Raw genomic sequence first — 26284 nt, 5'->3', positions numbered from 1 at the left:
GTATCCAATACACAATAAATTATACAGGCATATGAATCTTTTCGAGCAACAAAATCAGGAGTTTACAGCAAGGCATATCGGACCCAACGAGCAGGAAACCAGGGCCATGTTGAAAGTGATCGGTGTAAAATCAACAGACGAGTTAATTGAACAAACCGTTCCCTCATCCATTCGTTTACAAAACGCTTTAAAAACTGCCGGTCCCGTAAGTGAATTTCAATACCTTACTGAATTGAAAAAAACGGCTTCTTTAAACAAAGTTTTTAAATCTTACATTGGCCAGGGCTATTACAATACCATTGTACCAAGCGTAATTTTAAGAACTGTTTTTGAAAACCCGGGATGGTACACCCAATACACCCCATACCAGGCCGAAATTGCTCAAGGCCGTTTGGAAAGTTTATTAAACTATCAAACCATGGTGAGTGACTTAACCGGTTTGCCTATTGCCAATGCCAGCTTACTCGATGAAGGCACTGCTGCAGCCGAAGCTATGGCCATGCTATTCAACCATAAAAACAAAGATCACGATCATATTACGGCGCCAAAGTTTTTTGTTGACGACAATATTTTTGGCCAGACAAAAGATATCCTTGTTACAAGAGCTACTCCCATACAGGTGGAATTAGTTTTTGGTGATTATAAAACAACTGCACTAGACGATTCTTTCTTTGGCGCAATAGTTCAATACCCCAACAGCAATGGTGCAGTGGAGGACTACAGGAATTTTATTAACAAAGTACATGCGGTAAATGCGCAGGTTATTATGGCTACAGATTTATTGGCCCTCACCTTATTGACGCCTCCCGGCGAATTAGGTGCAGATGTAGCCATCGGCAATTCGCAAAGGTTTGGTGTACCAATGGGTTTTGGCGGTCCGCATGCAGCTTTCTTTGCTACCAAAGATGATTTTAAAAGAAATATTCCCGGACGTATCATTGGCGTAAGCATTGACGCACAAGGCAACCGTTGCTTACGCATGGCTTTGCAAACAAGAGAGCAACATATACGCCGTGAAAAAGCTACCAGCAATATCTGTACAGCCCAGGCTTTGCTGGCAAATATGGCGGCGATGTATTCAGTATATCATGGCCCGGATGGATTAACCAATATAGGAAAGAGAGTAAGCATTTTAGCACAAACTTTAAGTGATGAATTAACGGAGCTTGGTTTTACTAATGTGAATGAATATTATTTCGACACATTGAAAGTGCATGTAAAAGATATTTCGCAGATCAGGAAACTGGCAGAACAGCAAGAGATCAATTTTAATTATTTTGATGATGAACATATTGGTATTTCGTTAGACGAAACCACTTCGCAAAATGATATCCTGAACATACTGCATGTATTTGCCACTTCTCAAGGCAATGATACGGCTGTAGCACATTTTGATGCAGACAGTTTATTAGAAAATATTCCTGCGTCGTTAACACGTACTTCAGAATTTTTAACGCATCCGCTTTTTAATACGCACCACAGCGAAACTGAAATGATGCGTTACATAAAATCATTAGAGAATAAAGATTTGAGTTTAAATACATCGATGATCAGTTTAGGTAGTTGCACCATGAAATTAAATGCAGCAACACAACTGATCCCTGTCAGCTGGCCGGAGTTTGGTGGTATACATCCTTTCGCCCCTTCTTACCAATGGAAAGGCTACCAGCAAATTGTAAATGAATTAGAAAGCTGGCTGAGTAATATCACCGGTTTTGCAGCCACCTCATTACAACCTAACAGTGGTGCACAAGGTGAGTATGCTGGTTTGTTAACCATCCGTGCTTATCATGCCCACCGTAATGAAGCCAACAGAAATGTTATTCTTATTCCGATTTCTGCACACGGCACCAACCCTGCAAGTGCGGTAATGGCGGGCTTTAAAGTTGTAGTAACCAAATGTGATGAAGCAGGAAATATTGATGTGGCTGATCTGCGAATGAATGCTGAAAAATACAAAGATACCTTAGCAGGATTGATGGTGACTTACCCAAGTACACATGGTGTGTTTGAGGAAAGCATCAAGGAAATTTGTGCATTGATACATGAGAACGGCGGATTGGTGTACATGGATGGTGCCAACATGAATGCACAGGTAGGTTTAACATCTCCGGGTAATATTGGTGCCGATGTTTGCCATTTGAATCTGCATAAAACATTTGCTATCCCTCACGGTGGTGGCGGACCAGGTATGGGACCGATCTGTGTGAATGAAAAATTAGCACCTTACCTGCCATCGCATGTTAATCATGCTACTGGTGGCAACGACCCCATACATGCAGTAAGTGCTGGGCCGTATGGCAGTGCCAGTATTTTACTGATCAGTTATGCCTACATAAAATTATTAGGCCCTGAAGGTTTAAGAAAGAGTACAGCATATGCTATTTTAAATGCCAACTACATGAAGGCACGCCTGGAAAAAGAATATAAAATTTTATACAGCGGAAAGAATGGCACTTGTGCTCATGAATTTATTGTTGACCTACGTCCGTTTAAACAAAGTGCCGGTATTGAAGCAGAAGATGTGGCTAAACGTTTAATGGATTATAATTTTCATGCGCCAACATTAAGTTTCCCGGTTGCAGGCACGATAATGATTGAACCAACAGAAAGTGAAGACAAAGCAGAGCTGGATCGTTTTTGCGATGCGTTACTAAGCATACGTGAAGAAATACGTGCTATAGAAAATGGCAGTGCTGATAAAGCAGATAATCCATTAAAACATGCACCGCATACCCAGTTTGTAATTTGTGCTAACGACTGGAATCATAAATACTCCAGGGAAACAGCAGCCTTTCCATTGGAGTTTGTAAAACAAAATAAATTCTGGCCCAGCATCAGCAGGGTAAATAATACTTATGGCGACAGGAATTTGATTTGTACCTGTGAACCTGTTAGCGCATATGCTGAAGAAGAAGCAGTATAAGAAATCTCTACTATCTATTAGTTCTCAAAGCTCAACTGTAAAAAGTTGAGCTTTTTTTGTTGGCAAGCTGGTGCAACGGATTACACATCTTATGCACCATTCATCAAACCAATTTAAATTTTCGTTTAAAATAAATTAATTTAACCCTCTTAACTAAAACTTATTCAACATGAGAAAACAACCAATCCTCTTGGCAGCGCTGTGTATGGCCTGCAGTGTGGCATTTGCGCAAACTGATGATGCTGTAGTAAGCAAAATAAAAACCGAAGGGCTGAGCAATTCAAAAGTAATGGATATTGCTTTTCATCTTACCGATGTTTCGGGACCAAGATTAACCAACTCCCCCGGTTATTTCCGTGCGGCCAACTGGGCTAAAGATGAATTGACAAAAATGGGAATGGTAAATGCGGCACTTGAACCATGGGGCGATTTTGGCGTAGGCTGGGAACAGAACCGTTGTTATATTGCCATGACAGCGCCATACTACACTCCAATTGTTGCAATACCAAGAGCATGGACAGGCAGCACTCCCGGCAAAAAGATCATGAGCAGCGAAGTGATAGTGATCAATGTAAAAGATTCTGCAGAATTATACCAGAAATATGCAGGCAAAGTAAAAGGTAAAATTATAATGGTTTATGCTGCTGATACATTGCATCCTTCATTTACCCCGGATGGGCAACGTTATGCAGATAGCAGTTTAGAAAAAATGGCGAATGCAAAACCCGATGCACCAAGAGGTGGAGGCGGCCAGAGAAATTTTACACCTAATGAAGCCATGAGGCAAAGACAAACATTAGCAAGGCAGATGGGAGATTTTTACAAGAATGAAAAACCTGCGTTGGTGTTGAGTCTTAATGCAAGAGGAAACGACGGTACTTTATTTGTGCAAAACGGAGGGTCTTATGCAAAAGATGCAGAAAATAATTATGCCTGGGTAATGTTATCCAGCGATGATTATTTAAGGGTGCAACGTTTGGTAATGTCTGGCCAAAAAGTAGAAATGGAAGCAGATGTAAAAACAAAGTTTTATCCTGATGATATTAAAGGCTACAATGTGGTGGCTGAAATTCCAGGCACTGACCCGGTTTTAAAAGATGAGATTGTGATGCTGGGTGGGCATTTAGATAGCTGGCATGGCGCTACCGGCGCAACGGATAATGCAGCAGGCAGTGCAGTGATGATGGAAGTGATGCGTATCATTAAAGCAACAGGCTTACAACCAAAACGTACCATCCGCATTGCCTTATGGAGTGGTGAAGAAGAAGGTTTATTAGGATCGAGAGGGTATGTAAAAACACATTTTGCAGATCCGGCAGATATGGTATTGAAACCGGAACATGCAAAAGTTTCTGCCTATTATAATTTAGACAATGGTACCGGAAAAATAAGAGGCATTTATTTACAAGGCAATGAAGGGGCAAGAAGTATTTTTGAAGAATGGCTAAAACCATTTCATGATTTAGGCGCCACCACAGTAACAATCAGCAATACCGGCGGAACAGACCACCAGTCTTTTGATGGCGTTGGTATTCCCGGTTTTCAATTTATACAGGATGCAATTGAATATGATACCAGGACACATCATACCAATATGGATACTTATGATCACTTAGTGCCTGAAGATCTGAAACAAGCGGCAACTATCATTGCCTCATTTGTTTACAATACTGCACAGCGCACAGAAAAAATACCGAGAAAAGAATTGCCGAAACCAAGAGGTGCCAACGGCGGAAGAGGTTTTTAAAAATATACAGGCATAAAAAAAGGCGTCAGACGGTTTGTAACCGTCTGACGCCTTTTTTTATGCGTTCAATTAAACTGCTACTTTTTCTTTAGCCTGGGTTAAACGTGTAAACTCAGAACCACTGAAAATTTTAGACAATTGATTATTATTGGTTTTTTTCCATTCCGGTATGCTTGCTTCTGTAACAATGCGCCAGAAATTCTTGGCTTTTAAATCTTCGTAATCATTAGTCTTAACAAATACGCCAACAATGGTGTTGCGTTTTTTGAATTCAATTTTTACAGCATTTTTTGCAAGATGTGCAGGCTCTAAAAATTTAATAATGAGATCATTATTCATATTGTAATTTTTTGCAAATGTACGCTAATTAAGGCTTTCAGCGGCATTTATTTATCCCAAACGCTGTACCAGACTAATAACCAGCAACTTGCCCTCGTGAATAGTCAATGGTGAATCGTCAATAAAAAGCCCGAAATTCAATTCTGCATTCACTATTCACCATTGACTATTCACCATCACACTCTGTAACAAACAGCATTAATATTCATACCTGCACCAACCGATGCAAAAAGAATGATATCACCATCGTTTAACTGGTGTTCTTTCATGGTATCTTTTCTTACCAGGTCAAGTAAAGTAGGAATAGTGGCTACAGAACTATTTCCCAGATAATGAATGCTCATGGGCATGATATTTTCTGGTACTGTTTTAATACCATACAATTTGTACATCGCCTTAATAATGCCTTCATCCATTTTTTCATTGGCCTGGTGAATGAACACTTTTTTCAATTCACTGATACCTACACCTGCTTTATCCAAACAATCCTTCATAGCAGCCGGAACATACTTCATCGCATATTCATACACTTTTCTACCTTTCATTTTTATGTACCGGATACGGGGGTCAGAATCAGGAAAATTGGATTTTCCCATATTAAGATACTCCACTTCATCCATGCAATGCGATTGTACGCTGCACGCAAGAATGCCACTTTTTGTTGTGCTTGCATCTTTAGTTTCCATTACACAAGCTCCTGCCCCATCCGAAAATATCATGCTGTCACGATCGTAAATATCAATAACTCTCGACAAAGTTTCCGTACCGATCACCAAACATTTTTTTGCAATACCGGCTTTAAAATAAGCATCCGCCTGAATCACACCTTGTACCCAGCCGGGGCAGCCAAATAAAATATCATAGGCTACACAGTTAGGATTTTTTATTTTCAATGCATGCTTTACCCTTGATGCTAGTGCAGGCAAAACATCTGTTTGAATTGTATGCTTCAGTACATTTCCAAAATTATGCGCCACAATAATCTGGTCTAAAGTTTCGGGATCACATTGGGCATCATCAATAGCACGTTGTGCTGCAATTGCCGCCATATCAGATGATTCCATTCCACTATCAACATAACGACGTTCTTCGATACCTGTTATCTGCTTAAATTTTTCCACCACCTCCTGCGGATCAGTTTCAATTTTCTTATTGTCTTCCCCGTAAAAATTAAGTATGGTGAATTCTTTATTGGTTTTTACATTGGCAGGAATATAACTGCCGGTACCTGTAATTACTGTTTGAAGACTATGCATTGAACAAAAATTAAAATTAAAAACAACAACCGTTTGATGATGGTAAAGTTATCGAAATAACCGTGGGCAAAAAATAATTTTCATCATGCAGGCAAATGCCCGGTATCAGGCTGTTATTGATAGTTTTTTACTATGGCAATCAGGCTTATTAAAATTGCATTAAGTTTGTCATTCATTTTATATGTATGAAAAAAATCTCCTTTTCTTTTATCATTCTGTTCATCATTGTCTTTACAAATACTTTAAAATCACAAACCAATGTTAGCATTCCTGCATTTACAGCATACGCTGTGCCCGCTGAGGAAAGCAGTGAAGATGATGAAAGTAATTTATTTTCCCAAAAAGATGGTTTGCACAATTGGACTAACGGGCAACAACAGATCCGCTTTTATTTCAACCTGCGTACCACCGGACAACTGAATCTTGCATTATTAATAAAAAATAATACAGCAGGAAATAAACTGACGGCTTTATTCGCAGGAAAAAAATTCAGCATCACCGTTCCCGGATCTGCAGATTTTAAAAAAATAATTATTGGTAATGTCCTGATAAAAGAACAAGGATTTTATACGCTCACATTATCTTCTCTTATAAAAAAAGAAAAAACAATTGCTGATATTAAATCCCTGGAATTAAGTGGTACAGCAGTAAAGAATATTCACTTTAATGCTAAGCCAAGAAGAAATGCGGCATCTGTTCATTTGATGTATCCCTTAGATGATACTATGAAAGTAGTTTCTTTTTATAATGAAGTAACGATACCCAAAGATGCCGATCAATTGCACAGTTATTTTATGGCTTGCGGTTTTGCAAGAGGTTATTTTGGTATACAGGTAAACAGTCCTACAGAAAGAAGGGTGATATTTTCTGTATGGGATGCTGGCAATGAAGCAGTGGATAGAAATAAAGTAAACGACGAGAACAAAGTAAAACTGATGGCGAAAGGCGAAAATGTTTTTGCCGATGATTTTGGCAATGAAGGCACAGGTGGCCATAGCCATTTAGTATACAACTGGAAGGCTGGTGAAACCTATAAATTTTTAGTAACTGCAGCCACGGACAGCGCCAGCAATACTACAAGTTATGCCGGCTATTTTTATATACCGGAAGAACAAAAATGGAAACTGATCGCTTGTTTTAAAGCGCCAAAAGATGGCAAATCGTTAAGAAAACTATATTCGTTTGTTGAGAATTTCTGGGGCAACAATGGGCAATTGTTCCGCAAAGCTTATTTCGGTAATCAATGGATAAGAAGAGAAAATGGTGACTGGAAGGAAATTACCGAAAGTAAATTCAGTTATGATGCTACGGGCAAAGCCGGAGACCGCATAGATTATGGGGGAGGAATTGAAGACAATAAATTTTATTTGTGGAATGGTGGATTTAAACCAACCAAAACAACTTTTGGTGATGTGTACAAAAGAGACACACTGAATAAAAAACCAACCATCGATTTTTATAAGAATGTTGACAGTGCGGCAGAAAGTGCTAAAGAAACTGCGGTCATCTTAAATGCGATACAGGCAAAAACGATAGATACAACGGGCAGCAAAAATGGTGTTTACTACAAACTTTTACGGGAAGGCGAAGGCCCGCTGGTGACTATCAATGATACTTTGGTGGTACGTTATAAAGGGCAACTGATGAACGGATCTGTATTTGATGAAACGAAAGAAGAACCTGCTACTTTCTCCTTAAAAAGGCTGATCAAAGGATGGCAGATCGGTTTGCCTTTTTGCAGGCAGGGTGGAAAAATAAGACTTATAATCCCTTCATCATTAGCCTATAGCATCAGAAACCTGGGTATTATTCCCCCCAACAGCCCTTTAATTTTTGATGTGGAAGTAGTAGAAATCAAACGATTCCGGGCGGAGTAAAAAATAATATTAGGGAGTTTATTAATAAAAAAACTATCTTTGCGCCTTATTAAATAATACAATACAATTTAAAATGGACAAACAACAAGGTACCGTAAAGTTTTTCAATACTGAAAAAGGATTCGGTTTTATCAAACACAACGACTCTAACAAAGAAACTTTTGTACACGTAAGTGGATTAAAAAGCCAAAATATTAAAGAAGGCGACAGCGTTGAGTTTGATTTGCAAGAAGGCAAAAAAGGCATGAACGCAGTTAATGTGGAAGTTGTAGGATAATTCCTCACTTTTAAAAACCTTTAAGGGCTGTACCAAAAGTACAGCCCTTCTTTTTTATCGCCTGTTCTGAATATAATTAAACCCAAAAGCGGTAGCCACACATATCAATCCCAATATCCACCATAAGTAAGAATATCCTAAAGAATGTGCAATTTGTGTTCCACTTAAACTTCCTATCACTTGTGCGGCACTCCATGCCATGGTGTATATGGCTGCATAGCTTCCCCTGTTTTCGGTTGTTGTACGGCCGATATAATAACTGTTCATAAACGGCATGCCTATAATTTCAGCAAAGGTTACCATTAAGATAACAGCAGTGGCTAATAAAAACCCATTCGCCAAAGGAATGTTGAGCATCCAGTACGATACAGCCAGTAACAAACAACCGTACATCATCAGTTTTAAATAAGGCTTTGTGCCTTCCAGTTTAAATACAATTACCATTTCGAACAATGCAATTAAAATACCGTTGACAGACATGATGATGCCGATGCTTGATTCGTTTAATTTTAATCCTTCTTTAAAATATAAAGGAACTGTTGTAAACAATTGAAAAAAGCATAATGCAAAGAGCAACATAAAACCGGTGAAGATCATAAATGTTTTATCCTGGAAAGGGCCTTTGCTTTTGCCTGTACTCTCATGGGTGGCTTTATGTTGCTGTGTAAGGGTAACTTTTGGCAGAATGATCAGCAATGCAATGCCTGCAGCAATATTAGTAAAACCATCTACCCAAAATAAAAGATGATAACTTATTGAAGCCAGTAATCCGGCTAGTGCACTACCAACACCCCATCCTAAATTGATCGCTAATCTTACCAATGAAAAAGATTGTGTACGGTTTTGTGGGGTACTGTAATGTGCTACAGCACTGGAATTAGCAGGACGAAAAGATTCATTGATCATACTGGCAAAAAAAATACAGATGCAAATGGTAAGATAAGAATCCATTTGACCTAAAACGATGAACATGATGCCGCCGCCAAATAAAGCCACAAATTGCATGGTATAAAATCCTATCGTATCACTCAACCTGCCACCGATAAATGCACCAAATAAAGAACCGATACCATAAATGGCAACTGCTAATCCACCCTGTGTTTCTGTATAGCCACGATGATTGCAATACAGGGTCATGAATGGCAGCACCATGGTGCCACACCGGTTGATGAGCATCACCACGGCAAGCAACCACATACGGCGTGTTAGGCCGCTGTAAGCATTTTTATAAAGATTGATGGTAGTTGAAATCATAACAGCACTGTAAAGATATTCATACTAATGGACATCTGTAACAGTTTGAAGCAAAGCTGCAATCGGCCAACCTTAACTATCTTTTGCAACGGGCATCTTGTTATTGCTCCATTCGCTCCAGGACCCAACATACAATCCAGGTATTTGAAAACCGGCAGCAGCAATGGCCAAAAGTGTGTGACAAGCAGTTACTCCCGAGCCACAATGCACAATAATATTTTCCTGTTCTGTATTACCGAATGCGTTTTCGTATTTCTCTCTTAATTTATCTGCCGGTAGAAAAAACCCTTCTGCATCTAAGTTTGTGGTGAAGGGAATATTAACCGCACCGGGAATATGGCCTGCAATAATATCAATCGGTTCTGTGATGCCTTTATATCTTTCTTCACTACGAACATCTATTACAAGATATTGATCATCCTTAGCGGCTTTTTCAACTTCCTGCATACTGGCCATTGGTAATATCCAACCTGCATTATTGTATACTGTAGTTGGCTCCGGTACTACTGTTGCAGCATTAACAGGAAAACCTGCTTTAACTGCCGCCTGAAATCCTCCATCCAGTACCTGCACTTTTTTATGCCCGATCGATTGCAACATCCACCAGAAACGGGCCGCTGCATTCGAAGCATTTTTATCATCATAAACAACAACATGGCTATCTGGTGAAATCCCTAATTGCCCGAGTATTGCAGCAAACTGTGCAACTGTTGGTAAAGGATGACGGCCACCGGAAGCGGCATCAGCTTTTATATCAGCCAGCTGTGTATTAAGATCAACATACAATGCGCCATCAAGATGACTCTGTAAATATTTATCTTTTGCATCATTACCACTGCCGGCATCAATAAGAATGATATTGTTTTTTTTGTACGATGTTAACAATTCATCGGGCCTGATTAATGGGAATATTTTTGTTTGCATGATTCAATTTTTATTTTACAATTTAACTACAGGAATATTTAAACGATACGCTTGTTTATAAAACACAACAGCTAAACAAATGCTGAGGATAACGATAAAAGATTCAAACAATAACAGTGCATTAATAATGCCGGAATGATCTGCAAAATATCCCAGGCATATTGCAGGAATTCCAAAACCGATGTATCCAAAAAACATATAGCCAGATACAGCCCTGGCTTTTTGATGGCCTCCCAAATTTGCTACCAATGCCAGTCCGCCGAGATAAGAAAATCCATAAGCAGCCATACCAACGATGGCAGTACCTGTAAAAAGAATCAACAGCTTACCAGTGCTGCAACCTAAAATTACCAAAGCAAAACCTGCAGGTATCAACAACAATCCAATCTTAACAGATTTCAAAGGATCAATTTTTCTTATCAGTGGTTGTATAAAAGCACCTGTCCAGTTTACCAATACCAAACAAATACCTGCATAAGCCGTTAGTCCAAACTTTGCCAGCTGTGTTGGAATAATTGCAATCACAACGCCTGTTGCTGCCCAGCAAATTGCAATAGCACTGTTTACCGGCAACGATCCGGAAGGGAAATAAGGAAGCCTTACTAACTTTCCACCAATGGGTTTAATTTTTGGTAATGGTATAAGTAATAAGATGCCAATAAAAGTAACAGCCAATAAAATATAATAAGTAACCGGCACTAATGTAAAGCTGATCAGCAAAACTACACTCGTGGCTAATCCCCCACCGCCAAAACCAAAAGCTGTAAAAAGCGAAGCCATGCCTGCGGCTTTAGTAGCTGCATGCGGATGTGGCTGCAGCAGTTCGCTGATATACGTAGCACCGGCGCCCATGCCCAGCCCGAGGGCAATGCCTTGAAAAAATCTTGCAAACACCAGGGCAGTAACATTTGGATAAAGTGTGATAATTGCTGTGGCGCTGAAAGCACAAATTACACTTGCTATCAGCACTGGCTTTCTCCCTGCCCTATCTGATAAACCGCCAAAAAAAATATAGCAGGGTAACATACCTAAAACATAAGAAGAAAAAACTAAAGCTGTTTGTCCATTATTTAAATGAGCGGCTGCCGCATACACCCTGAAGAGTGGCATTGAAATATTTACCGCTAATGTAATCAGCAACAATGCTATTGAAACAATAAATGGAGGTGATAGTTTTAATGTATTAAACATGCAGTTGCAGTAAAGTTATTTTCTAATGCAAATTTCAGTAAAATTATTGATTCTGTGGCGGTACAATTTTAGCAGGTGCTAAAAACATATCGTTAACATGCAAACATAGTAAGCATTGTAAAAGCATTTATAACTTTATCTGAAACTAACGAATCAGCTGAAAAAAATTACTGCTATATTTTTGTTATCTATTTTTATATGGCTGCAATACAGCAAGCAGCTGACGTATTTTCATTGTACAATTACTCAGACTTTTTCAGCTACACATTGCGACTGTGAAGATATACTTGCAACAGACAAGAAAGTTTCTGATACAGAGTTACCTGTTCAAAAAACAAATCCTGTTACTGCACCTGATGAATTTTATACTGCTATAAGTAACCCCGGTATTTCCATTGCGAAAATAAAATATTCTATTGCCTTTAAAAAATTTCAAGTTCCGCATTACAATTTTTGCTTTTGCAATAGTCTATTGCGACCTCCCTGTTGTTAGCATTTTCAATTTTATTTTCTACCCTGAATCCAGGGCATGGCATTTTATTACCTGATTTTAAAACAACAACATGAAATATGTATTAACTACCATTGCAGTATGCATTCTTTTATCTGCAACAGCACAACAAAGTGCCGACAGAGTTCTATATGGAAAAATAGTAAAGGACTGCTTAACTCAGCCCCCTTATGACAAATGGTTTTCGAAAGGTTATACCGAATACAATACCAATACAGCAACAAAAAGTAAACTTTTATTACAATCAACAAAAGGCATCAGTATTGAAATATTCTTCGGCACCTGGTGCGGTGATAGTAAGAGAGAAGTGCCACGGTTTATAAAAATACTGGATGATATTAAATTCAATATGGCTAATACGAAACTGGTTTGTGTTGGTGGTAGTGATTCGTTGTACAAACAATCGCCCCAGGGAGAAGAAAAAGGGAAAGGTATTTTCAGAGTGCCGGTTTTTATTGTTTACAAAAACGGTATTGAGATCAATCGCATTAATGAATCGCCGGCTTTGTCTTTAGAAAAAGATCTTCTATCTATTTTAAATGGAGAAGCTTATACACCTAACTATAAAAGTTTTGCCAGCATCAATAAATGGCTTGCTGATGGCAGTTTACTTGACAGTAATATTGCGCCACGCAATTTTGCAGCACAATTAAAACCATTGGTAAACAACGAACATGAATTAAATAGCCTGGGCTATCTCCTGCTCAAACAAAATTTCAAAAAAGAAGCATTAACAATTTTCAGGATCAACGCCAATCTTTATCCGGAATCGGGTAATGTTTTATCCAGCCTTGGAGAAGGTTATTTAAAGAATGGAAACGCAGAAAAAGCAGCGCAGGTTTTAGAAAGCAGCATTTTGCTTACAAAAGATGCAGCAGCGTTGAAAGAAATTTTATCACTTCTATATGAAGCAAAAGGATTTAAACCGTAGTGGTAAACTGACCCTATATAAAGAAGTCAAGTTTGCAAAACTTGACTTCTTTAATTTCCTGAGTTTACAAATTAAAATTATCTGCTTTGGGCATTGCAGCAAAAGCTTCCTGGAATTTTTGAGGAGGGATAACCAGTTTTCTTTTTACAGTATCCAGCCATGCACCATCAACCGTAACTACAGCAGCAAGCGTATCACCGTTCTTCCATATCTCATTGGTAAAACTCCAGCGGCTGAAATCTTCATTGGATTTCAGTAATCGTATCCTGATCTCTATCTCATCACCAAATTTTAATTCCCTCTTAAACACCGCTTCTTCCCTGAATAAAATCGGGCCAATATGTTCATCCTGTATCACCTGCATGGTAATGCCATATTGAGCAAGGATAAGCAAACGGGCATTAGCACAGTAATCATAATATTTGCTATGCAATACATGAAAGTTAGGGTCAATATCCGACCATCGTATCTCTGCTTTAACTGTAAATGTTGACATGCTTAAATTATTTATCAATGTATTTTAAAATTCCAACTCCCACTGTATCATTACTAACGGCGGTATTGGACAATATCACCACCGCATTTTTTGTTTTAGGATTTATTACTAAAAGACTCCGGTAGCCGCCCGTTGCTCCTCCATGAAAAAGCAATTCTCCCCAACCCCAGTTTTGTATAAACCAGTTCAACCCTATTCTTTGCTGAGCATCTTCAAATGTAGGCTGGTGTGATAAATCTATTGCTTTTTGCAAATCATTATCAGTGGTATTCATATTAAACACTGCAAACTTCAGCATATCTTCCGTATTACTTCTTAAACATCCGGCTGCAGCCAGTGCTTTAAAATCCCACTGGCTCTGAGGAAAAATACTCTCATCATATCCCTGCATAAATAAACTACTATCTTTTTTCAAAAGGAATTCCCTGGTATCATTCATTGTTGCTTTAGTACAGATAAAATCAGTTACCATTTTTTCAAAAGGCATTTTATTTACCTGTTGCAGGATATATCCCAGTAACCCCACACCTAAATTACAATATTCCAACTTTTCTCCCGGCTTCCGGCTTAGTGTGGCATGTTTTAAATAATCAAGTAATTTCTTTTCGTCATAGTCTTTGTATGGATTTACAAGATCGGTGGCACCAAAATTATCAGGCAATGGTGGCAAGCCTGAAGTATGATTGCTTAAATGAACAATTTTAAGTGTATCGTTACCAAATTTTATTACTGGTATATTCTTTGGCAGATATTTATTTACCGGATCTGATAATTTTATTTTATTTTCTATAACAGCTTTGGCCAAGAGTATACCAGTAAAGGTTTTTGTGATCGACCCAATCTCATACAAATTTTTAGAAGCAGGCACCTGGCCGTTACCCTTCTTTGTTTCGCCGTAATTATAGAAATAAGTTTTCCGATCTTTTAAAACTCCAATACTCATTCCTACCGTTTTACTTTCAAACATAAATGGTTGCACAATAGCTTCCACTTTTTTATCCAGTTCGCTTATACTTCTATTATCAGTTTTACTTTTTTTAATTTCCCCGGTTATTTCTTTTTTATATGGCTGAAATAAAAAAGTTTCCAGCATACCTGCAGTATCCAGGCTTAAATACATTGATACAATGGCAACATCAAATGTGGCTTTATATTTACTTACTCCTTTTTCAATTTTTTCAAACGCTGCCGACCCGATTTTTCCCAATGGAAATAAATTATTATCACAAACTGCTTTAAACTTTTCTGCACTCAGTTGTTTTTTAAAAGCTGTGCCTGCAAGGCTGTATAAGCTATCTGAATTCTGGGCATTAAAAAAAGCTATCACTTTATCCTTCATTGCTTCATTCTTTTCTTTTTGCAGATCTTGTGCCGACGCCGCTAAAGAAAACAAGTAAGTCATAGCTAAAAATATCCTTTTCATTATTCTAAAAATTAAAAAATCCTTCCCGGAGTGGGAAGGATTTTTGACAACTTATTTACCCGGTTGTTCTTTTTCACTTTTTGCAGCTTCATTTCTTTTAGCCACTTCTTCTAATAATTTCAACCCCAATAAACCGCTGATACCTCCATTGGTACTATCACCACCGCCGTTGATCAATATGTCCGGCATTATCTTCACATTCTGTGCGCCAATAGATTCCATTACTTTCAATTGCGTAAAATTATTACCGCCCATGGCTTCCACAGATAGCTTATAAGATTCCGCATTGGATTTACCAATCGCTAATATCTTTTCTGCTTCTGCATTACCTGTTAAAGAAATTTTTTCTGCATCAGCCTTTGCCAGCAATTCAATCTGCTCTGCATTTGCTTTTGCCAATACCCGTATTCTTTCTGCATCACCATTCGCTAATAATTTTAAGCGATCGGCTTCTGCAGTAGATTGCAAACGCACACTGTTCGCCTCACCCGTTGCTTTTTTAACGGACGCATCCGCTACTCTTTCTGCAATCAATACACCCTGGTCTGCTTTTACAATTTCCTTTTGTATATCTGCAATGGCGGTTTCTTTTTCCAGGCTTTGTCTTGTTTCCTGCGCCTTCATTTCTGTTTCATAAGTCACTTTCTGTTCTTCTGCAATCTTACGGTCGGTTAATGTTTTCATCAAACTTTCAGGAGGTACGATATCTCCAATTAAAGTATCCACACCAAACACATTGTATTGGTCCAATACTTCACCAATATGTTTTTTAGCAGAGGTCTGCCTTTCTTTACGTGTACCCAGGAAGGCGATCACATCACTATCCTGTGCACTGTTTCTGAAATAGTTACCAATGGTAGGTTCCAGCACCTGGCTTACCAGGTTATTCATGTTACCAAAACGGGCAATTACTTTCGGTGCTTCTGTAGTGGGTATATGAATAATCTGCGATACATCAAGATTAAAAGGGAAACCGTCTTTACTTCGTACCGTGATAGTTGATAAATGTTTATCCAGCTGATGGCTTTCGCTTCTTGCATTAGCCCAGTTCAGCACCAGGTTGGTAGTAGGTACCAATTCCACTTTCATAATAAAAGGGTTGATAGGGTATTTGCCAGGACCTAACGGCTCTGCCCAAACGCCTTTTTGCCCTTTGGAAACAATATTGCCATGTTTAAATTCCGCACCGCTCAGGTCAACACCTTCTGCGCCTACATAACTGATCACCACTCCTACATGCCCAATAGGTATTTCCATCATATTTACCATGTCTACTTTGGCAAACCACGGATTTAAAAAATAAGTACCGGCCAGCACTACCTGCTCCTGCAAACCTTTATAACCGCCGCTTTGCATAAACACATCCACATCCTGGAATTTATTATGCCCTTCCACAATGCGGCCTGCAATCTGTCCTTCTTCTAAAGGTTTACCTTCCTGTGTAGTTACAACACCTACAGCATTATCGGGTATCGAAGTCATATCTGTCATGATCACTTCAAACAAAAATGTATTGATACGATAACTACCGGGGGTGATGATGGCCGTCTGCCGCCCCTTTCGTCCTCCATTTTTTAAAAATGCCTCCGCATTTTGAAAGCTGTCACATTCCACCTTAAGACCAAGGATAGAGCCGGTTTCTAATTCGGCACCATCTCTTGCCAATACAAGGCCTAACTGACCGGTAGGAATAATGGTGAAAGGCTGAAACTTGATCTCGAATTGCCAGATCCACTTGGCAAAATATATACCTGGTGGTAATGTCTGTGCCTGAAAACCTGCTTCGCCTTCCGTAGCCACAATACGGCCCTCCGGCAATTGCTGTTTACCAAAGAGCACAAACTTTTTTGTAACCAGGCCAATCCTGTCTTCCGGCACTATTACAACGCCAAAGAACACACGAAGAATAAACCTGTAAAATAATAAAACGAATAGAGGGATTCCGATTATCAATCCCCATTTGATGAGTTCATGAGATTCCATGTTATGTAGGGTTTTAGTTGATGAAAATATGAAATGTTTTTGTAACGGTAGCTGGTATTATTCGTTCACATGGTCTGACGACCTCGTCTGACCATGTGGAAAAGCAAAAGCCGGAATGTATCAGGCCAATGGCGGAGAAGTATTGAAATTAGTAAGAATAAAATCGCACAGAAAATAAGCAGTAAGAACAACGGATAGTTTCATTGTAAATAAATTACCACACAAAGATTGTATGTTTTACAATGCTGTTACAACAAATTGAGGATGGATGGTAGAGTATGTGTTAAGGCTGGCAAGAAAACTTTATGGAATGGTATAGCAAATACGATAACGTGAACTTCCTGTTACAATTTAGATTTTATAACTGCTGCAAGCAATACTGCCCATTTATTGTATTCTTTTCCTGAAGGGTGCAAACCATCAGTAGCAACCAGTGAAGGATCTGTTGCTGCCATTCTTGTTGAAGCCGTAATATCAATATAGTTAGCAGATTTTGCCAGTGCGATCTGTTTATTAATTATATTGAAAGAATCAATCTGTTTGGCAATTAAAGCTTTGTTCTGTCCATTTGCAAATGGTGTAACGCTCCAATCAGGGATAGATAACACGGCAACTCTATATGGACGATTACCTGCAAACTGAATAGCAGTGTTTAATAAGCTGGTAAATTCTGTTGCATATTCCACCTGGCTACGGCCCTGGTACTGGTTATTAACGCCAATAAGCAGTGTTACAAAATCATATGATGCTCTTGCAGGCGGTGTGGCATTGATAGCGTTGATAAGATTACCCGTTGTCCATCCGGTTGTGGCAATATATTCCGGTGCATTAAAATTGATGCTGTCAATTTTTAGTAAACTTACCGTTTGCGAAGGAAAACGTTCTGCTTCAGTTACAGACTGTCCAATAGTATAAGAATCTCCTAGTGCCAGGTAAGTTTTATAACTTCCGGTAATCACTTGTGGTGGAGGCGTAACTATGTTCTGTTTTTTGCAGGCCAATAACAAATATGTAGCCCCTATAACAAAAGCAATTAAAAATATACGTTGCATAAAAAGATAAACGCATTTTTTATAGAATTGGTTCAATAAAAAAGGGCTTTGTTTTACCAAAGCCCTTGTAATCATTTATAGAAAATATTTCAACCGCATACTTTATGCTCAACAGCACCCTATTGCCTGCTAAAGCCTGTTCTTTTGCCACTTATTATAAGCCTGTACCGCTTTTTTTATACTATGCCTTTCTAAAGCTTCTTCAACCATACCAGCTATTATCAAACCTCCCCCAACTGCCAGCAGTCCAATTCCTGTTGTATTAGACTTCCCTTTTGAACCAAGTATAATACCTCCTGCAGCCGCCACACCCAGGCCCGAATACAATCCTATTTGATTTGCTTTAAGGTGCCTTATTGCTGCATTATAATGATTCATTGCCTCATCACATGCAAGAAAATAGTGTTTAAGGTTTTTATAATGCCAACCTGCCGGCTCCATAGTAACACCGTTAATACAAATGTAAACCGAAGATGAACTAAACCCGGTATTTTTCATTCCCCCGGGTGGTGTATAAGTATTACGGGTATAATTTAATGTTCTTTCAATGGTCATTTTATCATACCTGCGCACAGTAGCTGCGGTATCATTATTATTGGTCGTCTGCGAAAATAAACAAGGTGTAATTACAAACGTGACTATAAAAATAACCAGGCATTTCATTTAGAGTAAGCTTAAATTTTGAGTTGTTAAATTACAAGTATGATTTGTTAAAAAAAAGTTGCGCTTATTTATACAATATTTCGTAGTATTCCTGTGCCATGCGGTTACTATCAAACTGAAACCGTACATCTCTCATTCCGTTTTGAATGATCTGGCGCCACACTTCCTGGTTCTCGTAATACAAAGGCAATACCTGGTTTTCCAGTATCTCGTATAATTTATTCAAATCGTACTGGTCCTGTTCCTGCACACTGATATTTTCATAATCAATTGGCGGCACCACAAAACCATTATTACCATGATGAATGAATTCGCAGATCCATCCGTCATTAGTACTACAGTTAACTGAGCCATTCATAGCTGCCGTCATACCGCTGGTTCCACTAGCTTCTCTTGGTACACGTGGGTTATTCAGCCATAGATCAGAAGCTTGCTTTAAACGTTTACTCAAACCTAATTCATAACCTGTACAAACCGCAACATTATCATATCTTTTGCTCAGATGAACCAGGTTATTAAAATCACTGATCGCCGGATAATCCAGTGGGTAAGGTTTACCTGCCCAGATAATTTGTACCGGATACTTTTTATTGCTTAATAATTTTTCAAATCTTTCTATATCTCTCGTTAGCAATTCTGCTCTTTTGTAGCCTGCAAAACGGCGTGCCCAAACAATGGTGAACACATCCTTATTCATCAGCTTACCCGTTTGATCTGCAACAATATCAAAAGCTCTTTTCTTCAGGTATTTCTTTCTGTCATCAAATGCTGCTGTATTATTTTCATTCATATGATTATACAACTGCTTATCCGACCAGTAAAACCAGTTTTGTGCATTGGTGATCGCTTTTATTTCGCAGATGCCGGGATACTTGTTCCACATTTTACGGCTTACTTCGCCATGCAGCTGACTAACACCATTAGCTAATTTTGCAAAACGTAATGCGGCTAATGAATGATTAAACTGATCGCCTTCCATTCCGGTAAGTCTTCTCACTTCGTCTAATTTCAATCCGCAGAAATAACTCATTTTTTCGCATAGAAAAATATCATGCTTTTCATTGCCGGCTTCTTCAGGAGTATGTGTGGTAAATACCATTCTCTTTTTCACTTCTTCTGCACTGCCATATTTTTTGTATAAATAAAATGCAGAACTGATAGCATGTGCTTCATTCAAATGATATAACTCTGGATTAAAATTTAACAGGTCTATTAATTTTGCACCTCCTACACCTAATAAAATAAATTGTGCCACTTTAGTAGCCACATTTGCATCGTATAAGCGGTGTGTTATAGTTTGAGAAACATAATCGTTTTCAGGCAGGTCTGTACTTAATAAAAATAAGGGCGCACTTTTAAATGTTTCAGGGTTTAAATACCATGCTTTAACCCAAACCGGGTGCTCATGTATTTCTACCTGGAATTTTATGCCGGTATCTTCTAAAAAATTATATATCTTTTCATTCCATTGCACCTGCATAGTCTGGTCCTGGTTGCGTGCCTGATCATAGTAACCATACTTCCATAAAATACCTACACCAATTAAATTCTGGCGCAGTTCATATGCACTACGCATGTGAGAGCCACTTAAAAAACCCAATCCTCCACTGTAAATTTTTAATGGCTGATGCACAGCAAATTCCATTGAAAAGTAAGCAACACGTTTTTTAAAACGATCATCGATAGAATACGGGACATTGAAATTAGTAAAGTTCATTATCTTTCTCTTTTTTGAGGACGCAATATAAATGGAAATTTCAGTAAAACCGAGGGAGGCGGCAAAATACTGTGTAAATTATACACTTTAAATTTTGCTTCTGCTGTTTAGAGGTTTACTGTATTACTCCAATTAAACGGGTAAATTAAAATTGTTACGATTAAAAACGGGCACTATTGTATTAACGAATCTTAAGGCAAAAAATTACATTTACCTGGTTGATATCATCAAAATATATTGAATGACAAATGTTGATACAGAAAGTAAGGAAAGGTAACCTTGCCGCATTACTTACAATATGGAGAAGATATACACATTTTTTTATTCCTGTTGATAATAAATGCGGGCAGTATAAGTACAGGGAATAACAGCATTAGATATTCTCTAATATTATGGCATTTTTTTCTCTAAAATCAAATCACTATAGGAGAAAGCGATATAATCTGATGTTTCAATGTTAAAGAAGGCCGCATAATAGCTGCATTGGTCTTTTAATTTTTCAACGCTGATATTCCCATCTTTATCAATAGCCTCCACTTCTACAAAAGTGCCTAACCCTTCTACTTTATCAAAATGAAATTTTACGTTGTCTATAAAATAGATCTTTCTTTTTTTGTCTACCACCACTTTTACCCCATGTAATTTTATAAGGATATCTTTCAAAGCTTTATCCGGGCTATGGTGGTACAATAAAATATCAGATTGCTTTGCTCCTGCAGTGTTGATTCTTTCATAATAGATCAGCGAATTTTCAATATTCCCTTCTCTCAGTTTTAAACGGCCTGTGGCAACATTAAAATAAGTATCCACCTGGTTATCTTCTCCAATATATTTTGGATCAAGGGTAAGCAATTTTTCTTCTAAAGCGTTAATGTCTGTCGCTTTTGCTTTAAACTCAAAGTTGAGGGTTGCCATTATTATTTTTTCATTTTCAATTATTCAATTATCGCCGTTACTTCTATTTCAATCAGCAGGTCGTCATTAATTAGGCGGTTCACTTCCACCATGGTGGCAACCGGCTTAATGGTTTTAAAAAATTCACCATGTGCTTTTCCCACTTCTTCCCATTGGGAAATGTCGGTTACAAACATTCTTGTTCTTACCACATCATTTAGTGAGGCGCCTGCTTCCTGCAAAGCCTTTTCAATTTTTTTAAATACAAAAACTGTTTGGGCATAGATATCCCCCTTCCCGATTAATTCATCGCCATCCATTGCGGTAGTACCTGCTACTTCTACAATATTTCCGGTACGGATGGCCCTGCTGTAACCTACAATATCTTCCCAGGGAGAACCGGAACTGATTTTCTTTTTCATGGCGAAATATTAAGTTGCAAAAGTATTCATTATTCATCGAAAAAAAATTTGTTCTCAATTATGAGAAATTATTTTTAGATTTGTCTAAATTTTATTTTTACAGATATGAACTTTTCAGAAAGCGAAGAAAACTACATCAAAAGTATTTATCATTTACAGCAGGATACCGGGCTGGTAAACACCAATGCCCTGGCAGCCGAAATGCAGACCAAGGCAGCTTCTGTAACGGATATGCTTAAAAAATTAGCCGCTAAAAAAATTCTGCAATACGAAAAATACAAGGGCTTTAAGCTAACCGATAATGGCAAAAAAGTGGCTTTAACTGTGGTACGTAAACACCGGTTGTGGGAGTATTTTTTAGTGGAGAAATTAGGGTTTGAATGGGATAAAGTGCATGATATTGCGGAAGAGCTGGAACATATCAGCAGCAACGAGCTGATAGAAAAGCTGCAGCACTTTTTAGGCAATCCATCTTTTGATCCGCATGGCGACCCCATACCCGACAGCAATGGAAAAATACCGAAACTGCAACAACAGAATCTTACCTCATTGCCCTTAAATAAAACTGCATTAGTAAGTTCGGTGAGCAATCAATCTCCGCAAATGCTGGAGATGTTGAAGCATTATTCGATTGCTATTGGCACTTCCATTAAGCTACTAAAAAAGTTTGAGTTCGACGGCTCATTAGAAATAAAAGTTTCCAAACAGCCAGCCTGCATCATCAGCGAGCAGATAGCTAAAAACATTTTTGTGCATTATGATTAATACTGAGCATCCGCATACTTCCCTCAGCGAAGTACATGAAACAATTGACACTACAAAAAAGAAAATCGGCTGGAGAAAGATCTTTTCCTTTTTGGGCCCTGCTTACCTTGTTAGCGTAGGTTACATGGACCCGGGCAACTGGGCTACCGATCTGGCTGGTGGTAGTAAATTCGGCTATTCTTTAGTCTGGGTATTACTGATGAGTAACCTGATGGCCTTATTGCTGCAGGGCTTATCTGCAAGACTGGGCATTGTAAGAAGAAGGGACCTGGCACAAGCTAACAGAGAGGCATATACTAAAACTGTAAACTATGCCCTTTGGTTATTGGCAGAAATTGCTATTGCAGCCTGCGACCTTGCAGAAGTGTTGGGTATGGCAATTGGCTTACAATTATTAACCGGCCTTCCATTAATATGGGGTGTTTCGCTTACCGTGCTCGACACTTTCCTTTTGTTATATCTCCAGAAGCTGGGCATGCGAAAAATGGAAGCGTTCATCATTGCGCTGGTAGCCATTGTAGCTATTGCATTTTTGATAGAAATTATTTTTGCTAAACCAGATCTTGGTGAAGTGGTTAAAGGTCTAATCCCTTCATTTCCCAATGAAGAAGCAAGATATATTGCTATAGGGATCATTGGTGCCACGGTGATGCCGCATAATTTATACCTGCATTCTGCCCTGGTGCAAACCAGGAAAATTGACCGTAGTGATGATGGCATAAGGCAAGCATTAAAATTCAATCGCATTGATAGCACCATTGCATTGAATATTGCTTTTTTTGTAAACGCTGCTATCTTAGTTTTAGCTGCTACAGTATTTTTTAAAACAGGTAACTCTAATGTAGCCGAAATAAAAGAAGCTCACCGTTTACTTCCCAGCTTTTTAGGAAATGTTGCACCCATTCTTTTTGCCGTAGCATTAATTGCAGCAGGACAAAGCAGTACTATCACGGGTACATTAGCCGGACAAATTATTATGGAAGGCTATTTAAGCCTTAGAATAAATCCTATGCTGCGCAGGCTGATCACCAGGTTGCTGGCTATAATCCCTGCGCTTATCGTGATCATTGTAAAGGGTGAGAATGATGTGGACTCCTTACTGGTTTTCAGCCAGGTTATCCTGAGTTTGCAATTAGGCTTTGCTATTATTCCGCTGATACATTTTGTAAGCGATAAAAAAACAATGGGCAAATTTGCAATCAAGCCATTGGTTCAGGGCACGGCATGGGCAATTGCGGCTGTTTTAATATTCCTGAACATACAGATGTTGGTTAATGAAGCATCAGGAGTATTTACAGGCGATAATACTTTTGCAAAAATAATTCTGATTGTGTTGGGCTTAGTTTTTTTAAGTCTTTTAGTATACATCATCATTCATCCATTAATTACCAAAGGCAAACACACTGCATCCATACAAATGCATCCTGATGCCAATATTATAAAGAATCTTTCCATTCCAACTTTTAATAAAATAGCCGTGGCATTGGATTATAGTGCGAACGATGAAAAATTATTATCCTACGCCATCGGGCAGGGTAAAGAAAAAAGCAGTTACTTATTGATACATATTGTGGAAAGTGCTGCAGCAAAATTATACGGAAAAGAAAGCGATGATTTTGAAACCGAACAGGATGCTGCAAAAATAAATTTTTATGTAGCGCAATTAAAAGAAAGAGGTTTTAAGGTAGAAGGCAAACTCGGCTTTAGAAACAGGGTGAAAGAAATAGCCAGAATTGTGAATGAGAATAATGCTGATATGCTGGTAATTGGTGCACATGGCCATACAGCACTAAAAGATTTTATTTATGGAGAAACGGTAAATGCGGTAAGGCATGAGTTGAAGATTGCGGTGTTGGTGGTAAATTTGTAATAAAGCCTGCGGCTTATATTTTGTCTTGCCACAGATTACACAAATTGCACAGATAAATACTGTGTTCTTTTGTTTTAATTAATTTGTGCAATCTGTGGGTGCATTTATTGGTTTGGCAACAAATCAAGCTGTTCATTAATTTTTCCATTCCATTGAGCCTGGATATTTTTAAGCTGCCCGTTCTTTGTTTGCCCGTCATAATCATTTTGCATTTTTTCTAATTCCCTGCAACATTCCTTATAAATTTTCTCTACCAGCTCTCCATAATTATTACGGGTAAATTTTGCATCTTTTAATTTTTGTATAAACAAATTGGTAGTGATATAGGTAATGTCGAAATGATGTTGTTCATGATTTAAGGCATATTCAGATTCCCTTCCTTTTCTAACCCATGAACTCTGTTTACTAAAATAGCAGTACACCGTAATATCGATTGTTGTTTTTCCATTCCATGATTTCATTGCAGCCGAATACCCCAGGCCTGAAGATGTTACTGCCAATGCCTCTGCAGGACTACCCGGCGTGCCCTTAAAATCGGGCCATATTAATTTTCTTGAGGGATTGTAAAAAATGGTATCGCTATTGGGCAGAGGAATATGTGGCGTCCAGTTTACACTTACTGATACTTGTGCAAAGCCGGTAAAACTTGTAATAATAAAAAACAGGAAAAAAAATTTCTTCATAATGTGCTGTACGTATACAACTCAAATCAACAACATTTATTACTTAGTCAACCTGTGGTTAACCATATTTACAATTTCATTAACAGCAATTAATTCCATGCATTTAAAATGCCCACGTGGACATTTTTTATACCCAATCTTACTGCAGGGCCTGCACCAGAGTTTATTAATTTCCACCACATCAAAATGTTGTGCCGATAATTTACCATAATAAGGGTACATACCAAATGCAGGCACTGTATTACCCCATATAGAAATGACAGGTTTTTGCAAAGCCGCTGCAATATGCATCAGGCCTGTATCGTGTGAGATAACCAATTTAGCGCCACGCAAAATATCAGCAGATTCATTCAAATTAAATTTGCCGCAGGCATTATAAATTTTTATATCATCCGATTCCGCAATTGCTTTACCGTCTTCATAATCGCCTTTATCACCTAATAAAACAATGGGATGTTGTATAGACGCACACAGTTCTTTCAATTTATGTAAGGGCATTTTTTTGGTAGCCAATGCCGCACCAATAACCACTGTAATATATCCCAGCATATGAGAAGTAGGCAGATCATCATTTTTTATTGTATCCTTTTCAGGAATAAAATAATCCAATCCTAAACCATCATTCACTATACCTAATGATGCAACAGTTTCCAGGTTCCTGTCTACAATATGTTTTTGGGGAAGCGTATTGATTTTAAAATTGGTATAGATGAATTTTTCTACATTCAGTTTATCAAACGAAAATGCTTTCACGTTCTTTAAGAACTTTTTTATACGCAGTGTACGCAGGTTGTGATGCAGGTCGATAATATAATCATATTCCTCCGTTTTTAATTCATGCAACATCAGCTCAAAACTATCGCCCAGTGTATGTATCTTATCAATGTAGGGGTTAGAAGCAACAATACTTTTATAAGATTGTTTGGTTAAGAAATGAATTTCAGCCTCGGGCAATTGCTTGCGCAGGCAACGGATTACCGGCGTGGTTAAAATAATATCGCCGATAGAAGAGAAACGTATGATGAGGAATTTTTTTGCCACAGATTACACAAATTTACACAGATTAATTACCACAGGAGCACA

At 38.3% G+C, this 26284-nt stretch carries 22 protein-coding genes; 7 read left to right on the top strand and 15 right to left on the bottom strand.

What is annotated here, in order from left to right; all coding sequences use genetic code 11:
• Positions 1 to 31 precede the first annotated feature (31 nt).
• Together gcvP and ACQ334_RS05680 are read left to right on the top strand one after the other, a co-directional pair.
• Entirely contained in the window at positions 32 to 2926 is a 2895-nt protein-coding gene (gcvP, locus tag ACQ334_RS05685) for an aminomethyl-transferring glycine dehydrogenase (protein WP_430987203.1), read from the top strand.
• A 169-nt stretch (positions 2927 to 3095) separates the two neighbouring features.
• Positions 3096 to 4673, top strand: coding sequence for a M28 family metallopeptidase (locus ACQ334_RS05680; RefSeq protein WP_430987202.1), 1578 nt, complete (start codon positions 3096 to 3098; stop codon positions 4671 to 4673).
• A 69-nt stretch (positions 4674 to 4742) separates the two neighbouring features.
• Here the strand turns inward: ACQ334_RS05680 and ACQ334_RS05675 are convergent, their stop codons facing one another.
• Both ACQ334_RS05675 and ACQ334_RS05670 read right to left on the bottom strand, forming a co-directional pair.
• On the bottom strand, positions 4743 to 5012 hold the full coding sequence (locus ACQ334_RS05675; protein WP_430987201.1) for a short-chain dehydrogenase: 270 nt from the start codon (positions 5010 to 5012) through the stop codon (positions 4743 to 4745).
• Positions 5013 to 5188: 176 nt separating this feature from the next.
• Positions 5189 to 6268, bottom strand: a complete 1080-nt coding sequence (locus tag ACQ334_RS05670) for a 3-oxoacyl-ACP synthase III family protein (RefSeq protein WP_430987200.1) — start codon at positions 6266 to 6268, stop codon at positions 5189 to 5191.
• A 185-nt stretch (positions 6269 to 6453) separates the two neighbouring features.
• Between ACQ334_RS05670 and ACQ334_RS05665 the strand changes: the two genes are divergently transcribed.
• Positions 6454 to 8145 carry a DUF3472 domain-containing protein gene (locus ACQ334_RS05665; RefSeq protein ID WP_430987199.1) on the top strand — a complete coding sequence of 564 codons (1692 nt, stop codon included), beginning with the start codon at positions 6454 to 6456 and terminating at the stop codon, positions 8143 to 8145.
• Between the two features lie 73 nt (positions 8146 to 8218).
• Positions 8219 to 8422: a cold-shock protein gene (locus tag ACQ334_RS05660; RefSeq protein ID WP_430987198.1), complete on the top strand. Its 204-nt coding sequence runs from the start codon at positions 8219 to 8221 to the stop codon at positions 8420 to 8422.
• A gap of 54 nt (positions 8423 to 8476) precedes the next feature.
• Here the strand turns inward: ACQ334_RS05660 and ACQ334_RS05655 are convergent, their stop codons facing one another.
• The 3 genes from ACQ334_RS05655 to ACQ334_RS05645 all read right to left on the bottom strand — a co-directional run bounded on the left by ACQ334_RS05655 (position 8477) and on the right by ACQ334_RS05645 (position 11791).
• Complete coding sequence (locus tag ACQ334_RS05655) at positions 8477 to 9676, bottom strand: MFS transporter (RefSeq protein WP_430987197.1); 1200 nt, start codon at positions 9674 to 9676, stop codon at positions 8477 to 8479.
• A 72-nt stretch (positions 9677 to 9748) separates the two neighbouring features.
• The gene (locus tag ACQ334_RS05650; protein ID WP_430987196.1) at positions 9749 to 10600 is read right to left on the bottom strand and encodes a sulfurtransferase; all 852 of its coding nucleotides are present in this window, start codon (positions 10598 to 10600) and stop codon (positions 9749 to 9751) included.
• A 15-nt stretch (positions 10601 to 10615) separates the two neighbouring features.
• Positions 10616 to 11791: an MFS transporter gene (locus tag ACQ334_RS05645; RefSeq protein ID WP_430987195.1), complete on the bottom strand. Its 1176-nt coding sequence runs from the start codon at positions 11789 to 11791 to the stop codon at positions 10616 to 10618.
• A 563-nt stretch (positions 11792 to 12354) separates the two neighbouring features.
• Between ACQ334_RS05645 and ACQ334_RS05640 the strand changes: the two genes are divergently transcribed.
• The gene (locus ACQ334_RS05640) at positions 12355 to 13233 is read left to right on the top strand and encodes a tetratricopeptide repeat protein (protein ID WP_430987194.1); all 879 of its coding nucleotides are present in this window, start codon (positions 12355 to 12357) and stop codon (positions 13231 to 13233) included.
• A gap of 64 nt (positions 13234 to 13297) precedes the next feature.
• Here the strand turns inward: ACQ334_RS05640 and ACQ334_RS05635 are convergent, their stop codons facing one another.
• From ACQ334_RS05635 to ACQ334_RS05600, 8 genes are all read right to left on the bottom strand, one after another.
• Positions 13298 to 13729: an acyl-CoA thioesterase gene (locus ACQ334_RS05635; protein ID WP_430987193.1), complete on the bottom strand. Its 432-nt coding sequence runs from the start codon at positions 13727 to 13729 to the stop codon at positions 13298 to 13300.
• A gap of 7 nt (positions 13730 to 13736) precedes the next feature.
• Positions 13737 to 15152 (bottom strand): serine hydrolase domain-containing protein, encoded by a 1416-nt coding sequence (locus ACQ334_RS05630; protein WP_430987192.1) that lies wholly within the window; start codon positions 15150 to 15152, stop codon positions 13737 to 13739.
• A gap of 51 nt (positions 15153 to 15203) precedes the next feature.
• Positions 15204 to 17135 carry an SPFH domain-containing protein gene (locus ACQ334_RS05625; protein ID WP_430987191.1) on the bottom strand — a complete coding sequence of 644 codons (1932 nt, stop codon included), beginning with the start codon at positions 17133 to 17135 and terminating at the stop codon, positions 15204 to 15206.
• A gap of 344 nt (positions 17136 to 17479) precedes the next feature.
• Entirely contained in the window at positions 17480 to 18187 is a 708-nt protein-coding gene (locus ACQ334_RS05620; RefSeq protein ID WP_430987190.1) for a GDSL-type esterase/lipase family protein, read from the bottom strand.
• Between the two features lie 129 nt (positions 18188 to 18316).
• Positions 18317 to 18850 carry a hypothetical protein gene (locus ACQ334_RS05615; protein WP_430987189.1) on the bottom strand — a complete coding sequence of 178 codons (534 nt, stop codon included), beginning with the start codon at positions 18848 to 18850 and terminating at the stop codon, positions 18317 to 18319.
• 64 nt (positions 18851 to 18914) lie between these two features.
• Positions 18915 to 20567 (bottom strand): alpha-glucan family phosphorylase, encoded by a 1653-nt coding sequence (gene glgP / locus ACQ334_RS05610; protein WP_430987188.1) that lies wholly within the window; start codon positions 20565 to 20567, stop codon positions 18915 to 18917.
• Between the two features lie 390 nt (positions 20568 to 20957).
• Positions 20958 to 21482 (bottom strand): class IV adenylate cyclase, encoded by a 525-nt coding sequence (locus ACQ334_RS05605; protein ID WP_430987187.1) that lies wholly within the window; start codon positions 21480 to 21482, stop codon positions 20958 to 20960.
• Positions 21483 to 21502: 20 nt separating this feature from the next.
• A complete protein-coding gene (locus ACQ334_RS05600) occupies positions 21503 to 21883 on the bottom strand; it encodes a RidA family protein (protein ID WP_430987186.1) in 381 nt (126 codons plus the stop codon).
• Between the two features lie 105 nt (positions 21884 to 21988).
• Between ACQ334_RS05600 and ACQ334_RS05595 the strand changes: the two genes are divergently transcribed.
• Positions 21989 to 22648, top strand: a complete 660-nt coding sequence (locus tag ACQ334_RS05595) for a metal-dependent transcriptional regulator (RefSeq protein ID WP_430987185.1) — start codon at positions 21989 to 21991, stop codon at positions 22646 to 22648.
• A complete protein-coding gene (locus ACQ334_RS05590; RefSeq protein WP_430987184.1) occupies positions 22641 to 24518 on the top strand; it encodes an Nramp family divalent metal transporter in 1878 nt (625 codons plus the stop codon). Before ACQ334_RS05595 ends, ACQ334_RS05590 begins: the two co-directional genes overlap by 8 nt.
• A 104-nt stretch (positions 24519 to 24622) precedes the next feature.
• Here ACQ334_RS05590 and ACQ334_RS05585 read toward each other — a convergent pair whose 3' ends face one another.
• Positions 24623 to 25201 carry a hypothetical protein gene (locus tag ACQ334_RS05585; protein WP_430987183.1) on the bottom strand — a complete coding sequence of 193 codons (579 nt, stop codon included), beginning with the start codon at positions 25199 to 25201 and terminating at the stop codon, positions 24623 to 24625.
• 39 nt (positions 25202 to 25240) lie between these two features.
• Complete coding sequence (locus ACQ334_RS05580; protein ID WP_430987182.1) at positions 25241 to 26242, bottom strand: glycosyltransferase family 9 protein; 1002 nt, start codon at positions 26240 to 26242, stop codon at positions 25241 to 25243.
• Positions 26243 to 26284 lie beyond the last annotated feature (42 nt).

It is taken from the genome of Ferruginibacter sp. SUN106, from assembly GCF_050611765.1.
GTDB lineage: Bacteria > Bacteroidota > Bacteroidia > Chitinophagales > Chitinophagaceae > Ferruginibacter.
This window is presented reverse-complemented; position numbering and strand designations above follow the sequence as displayed.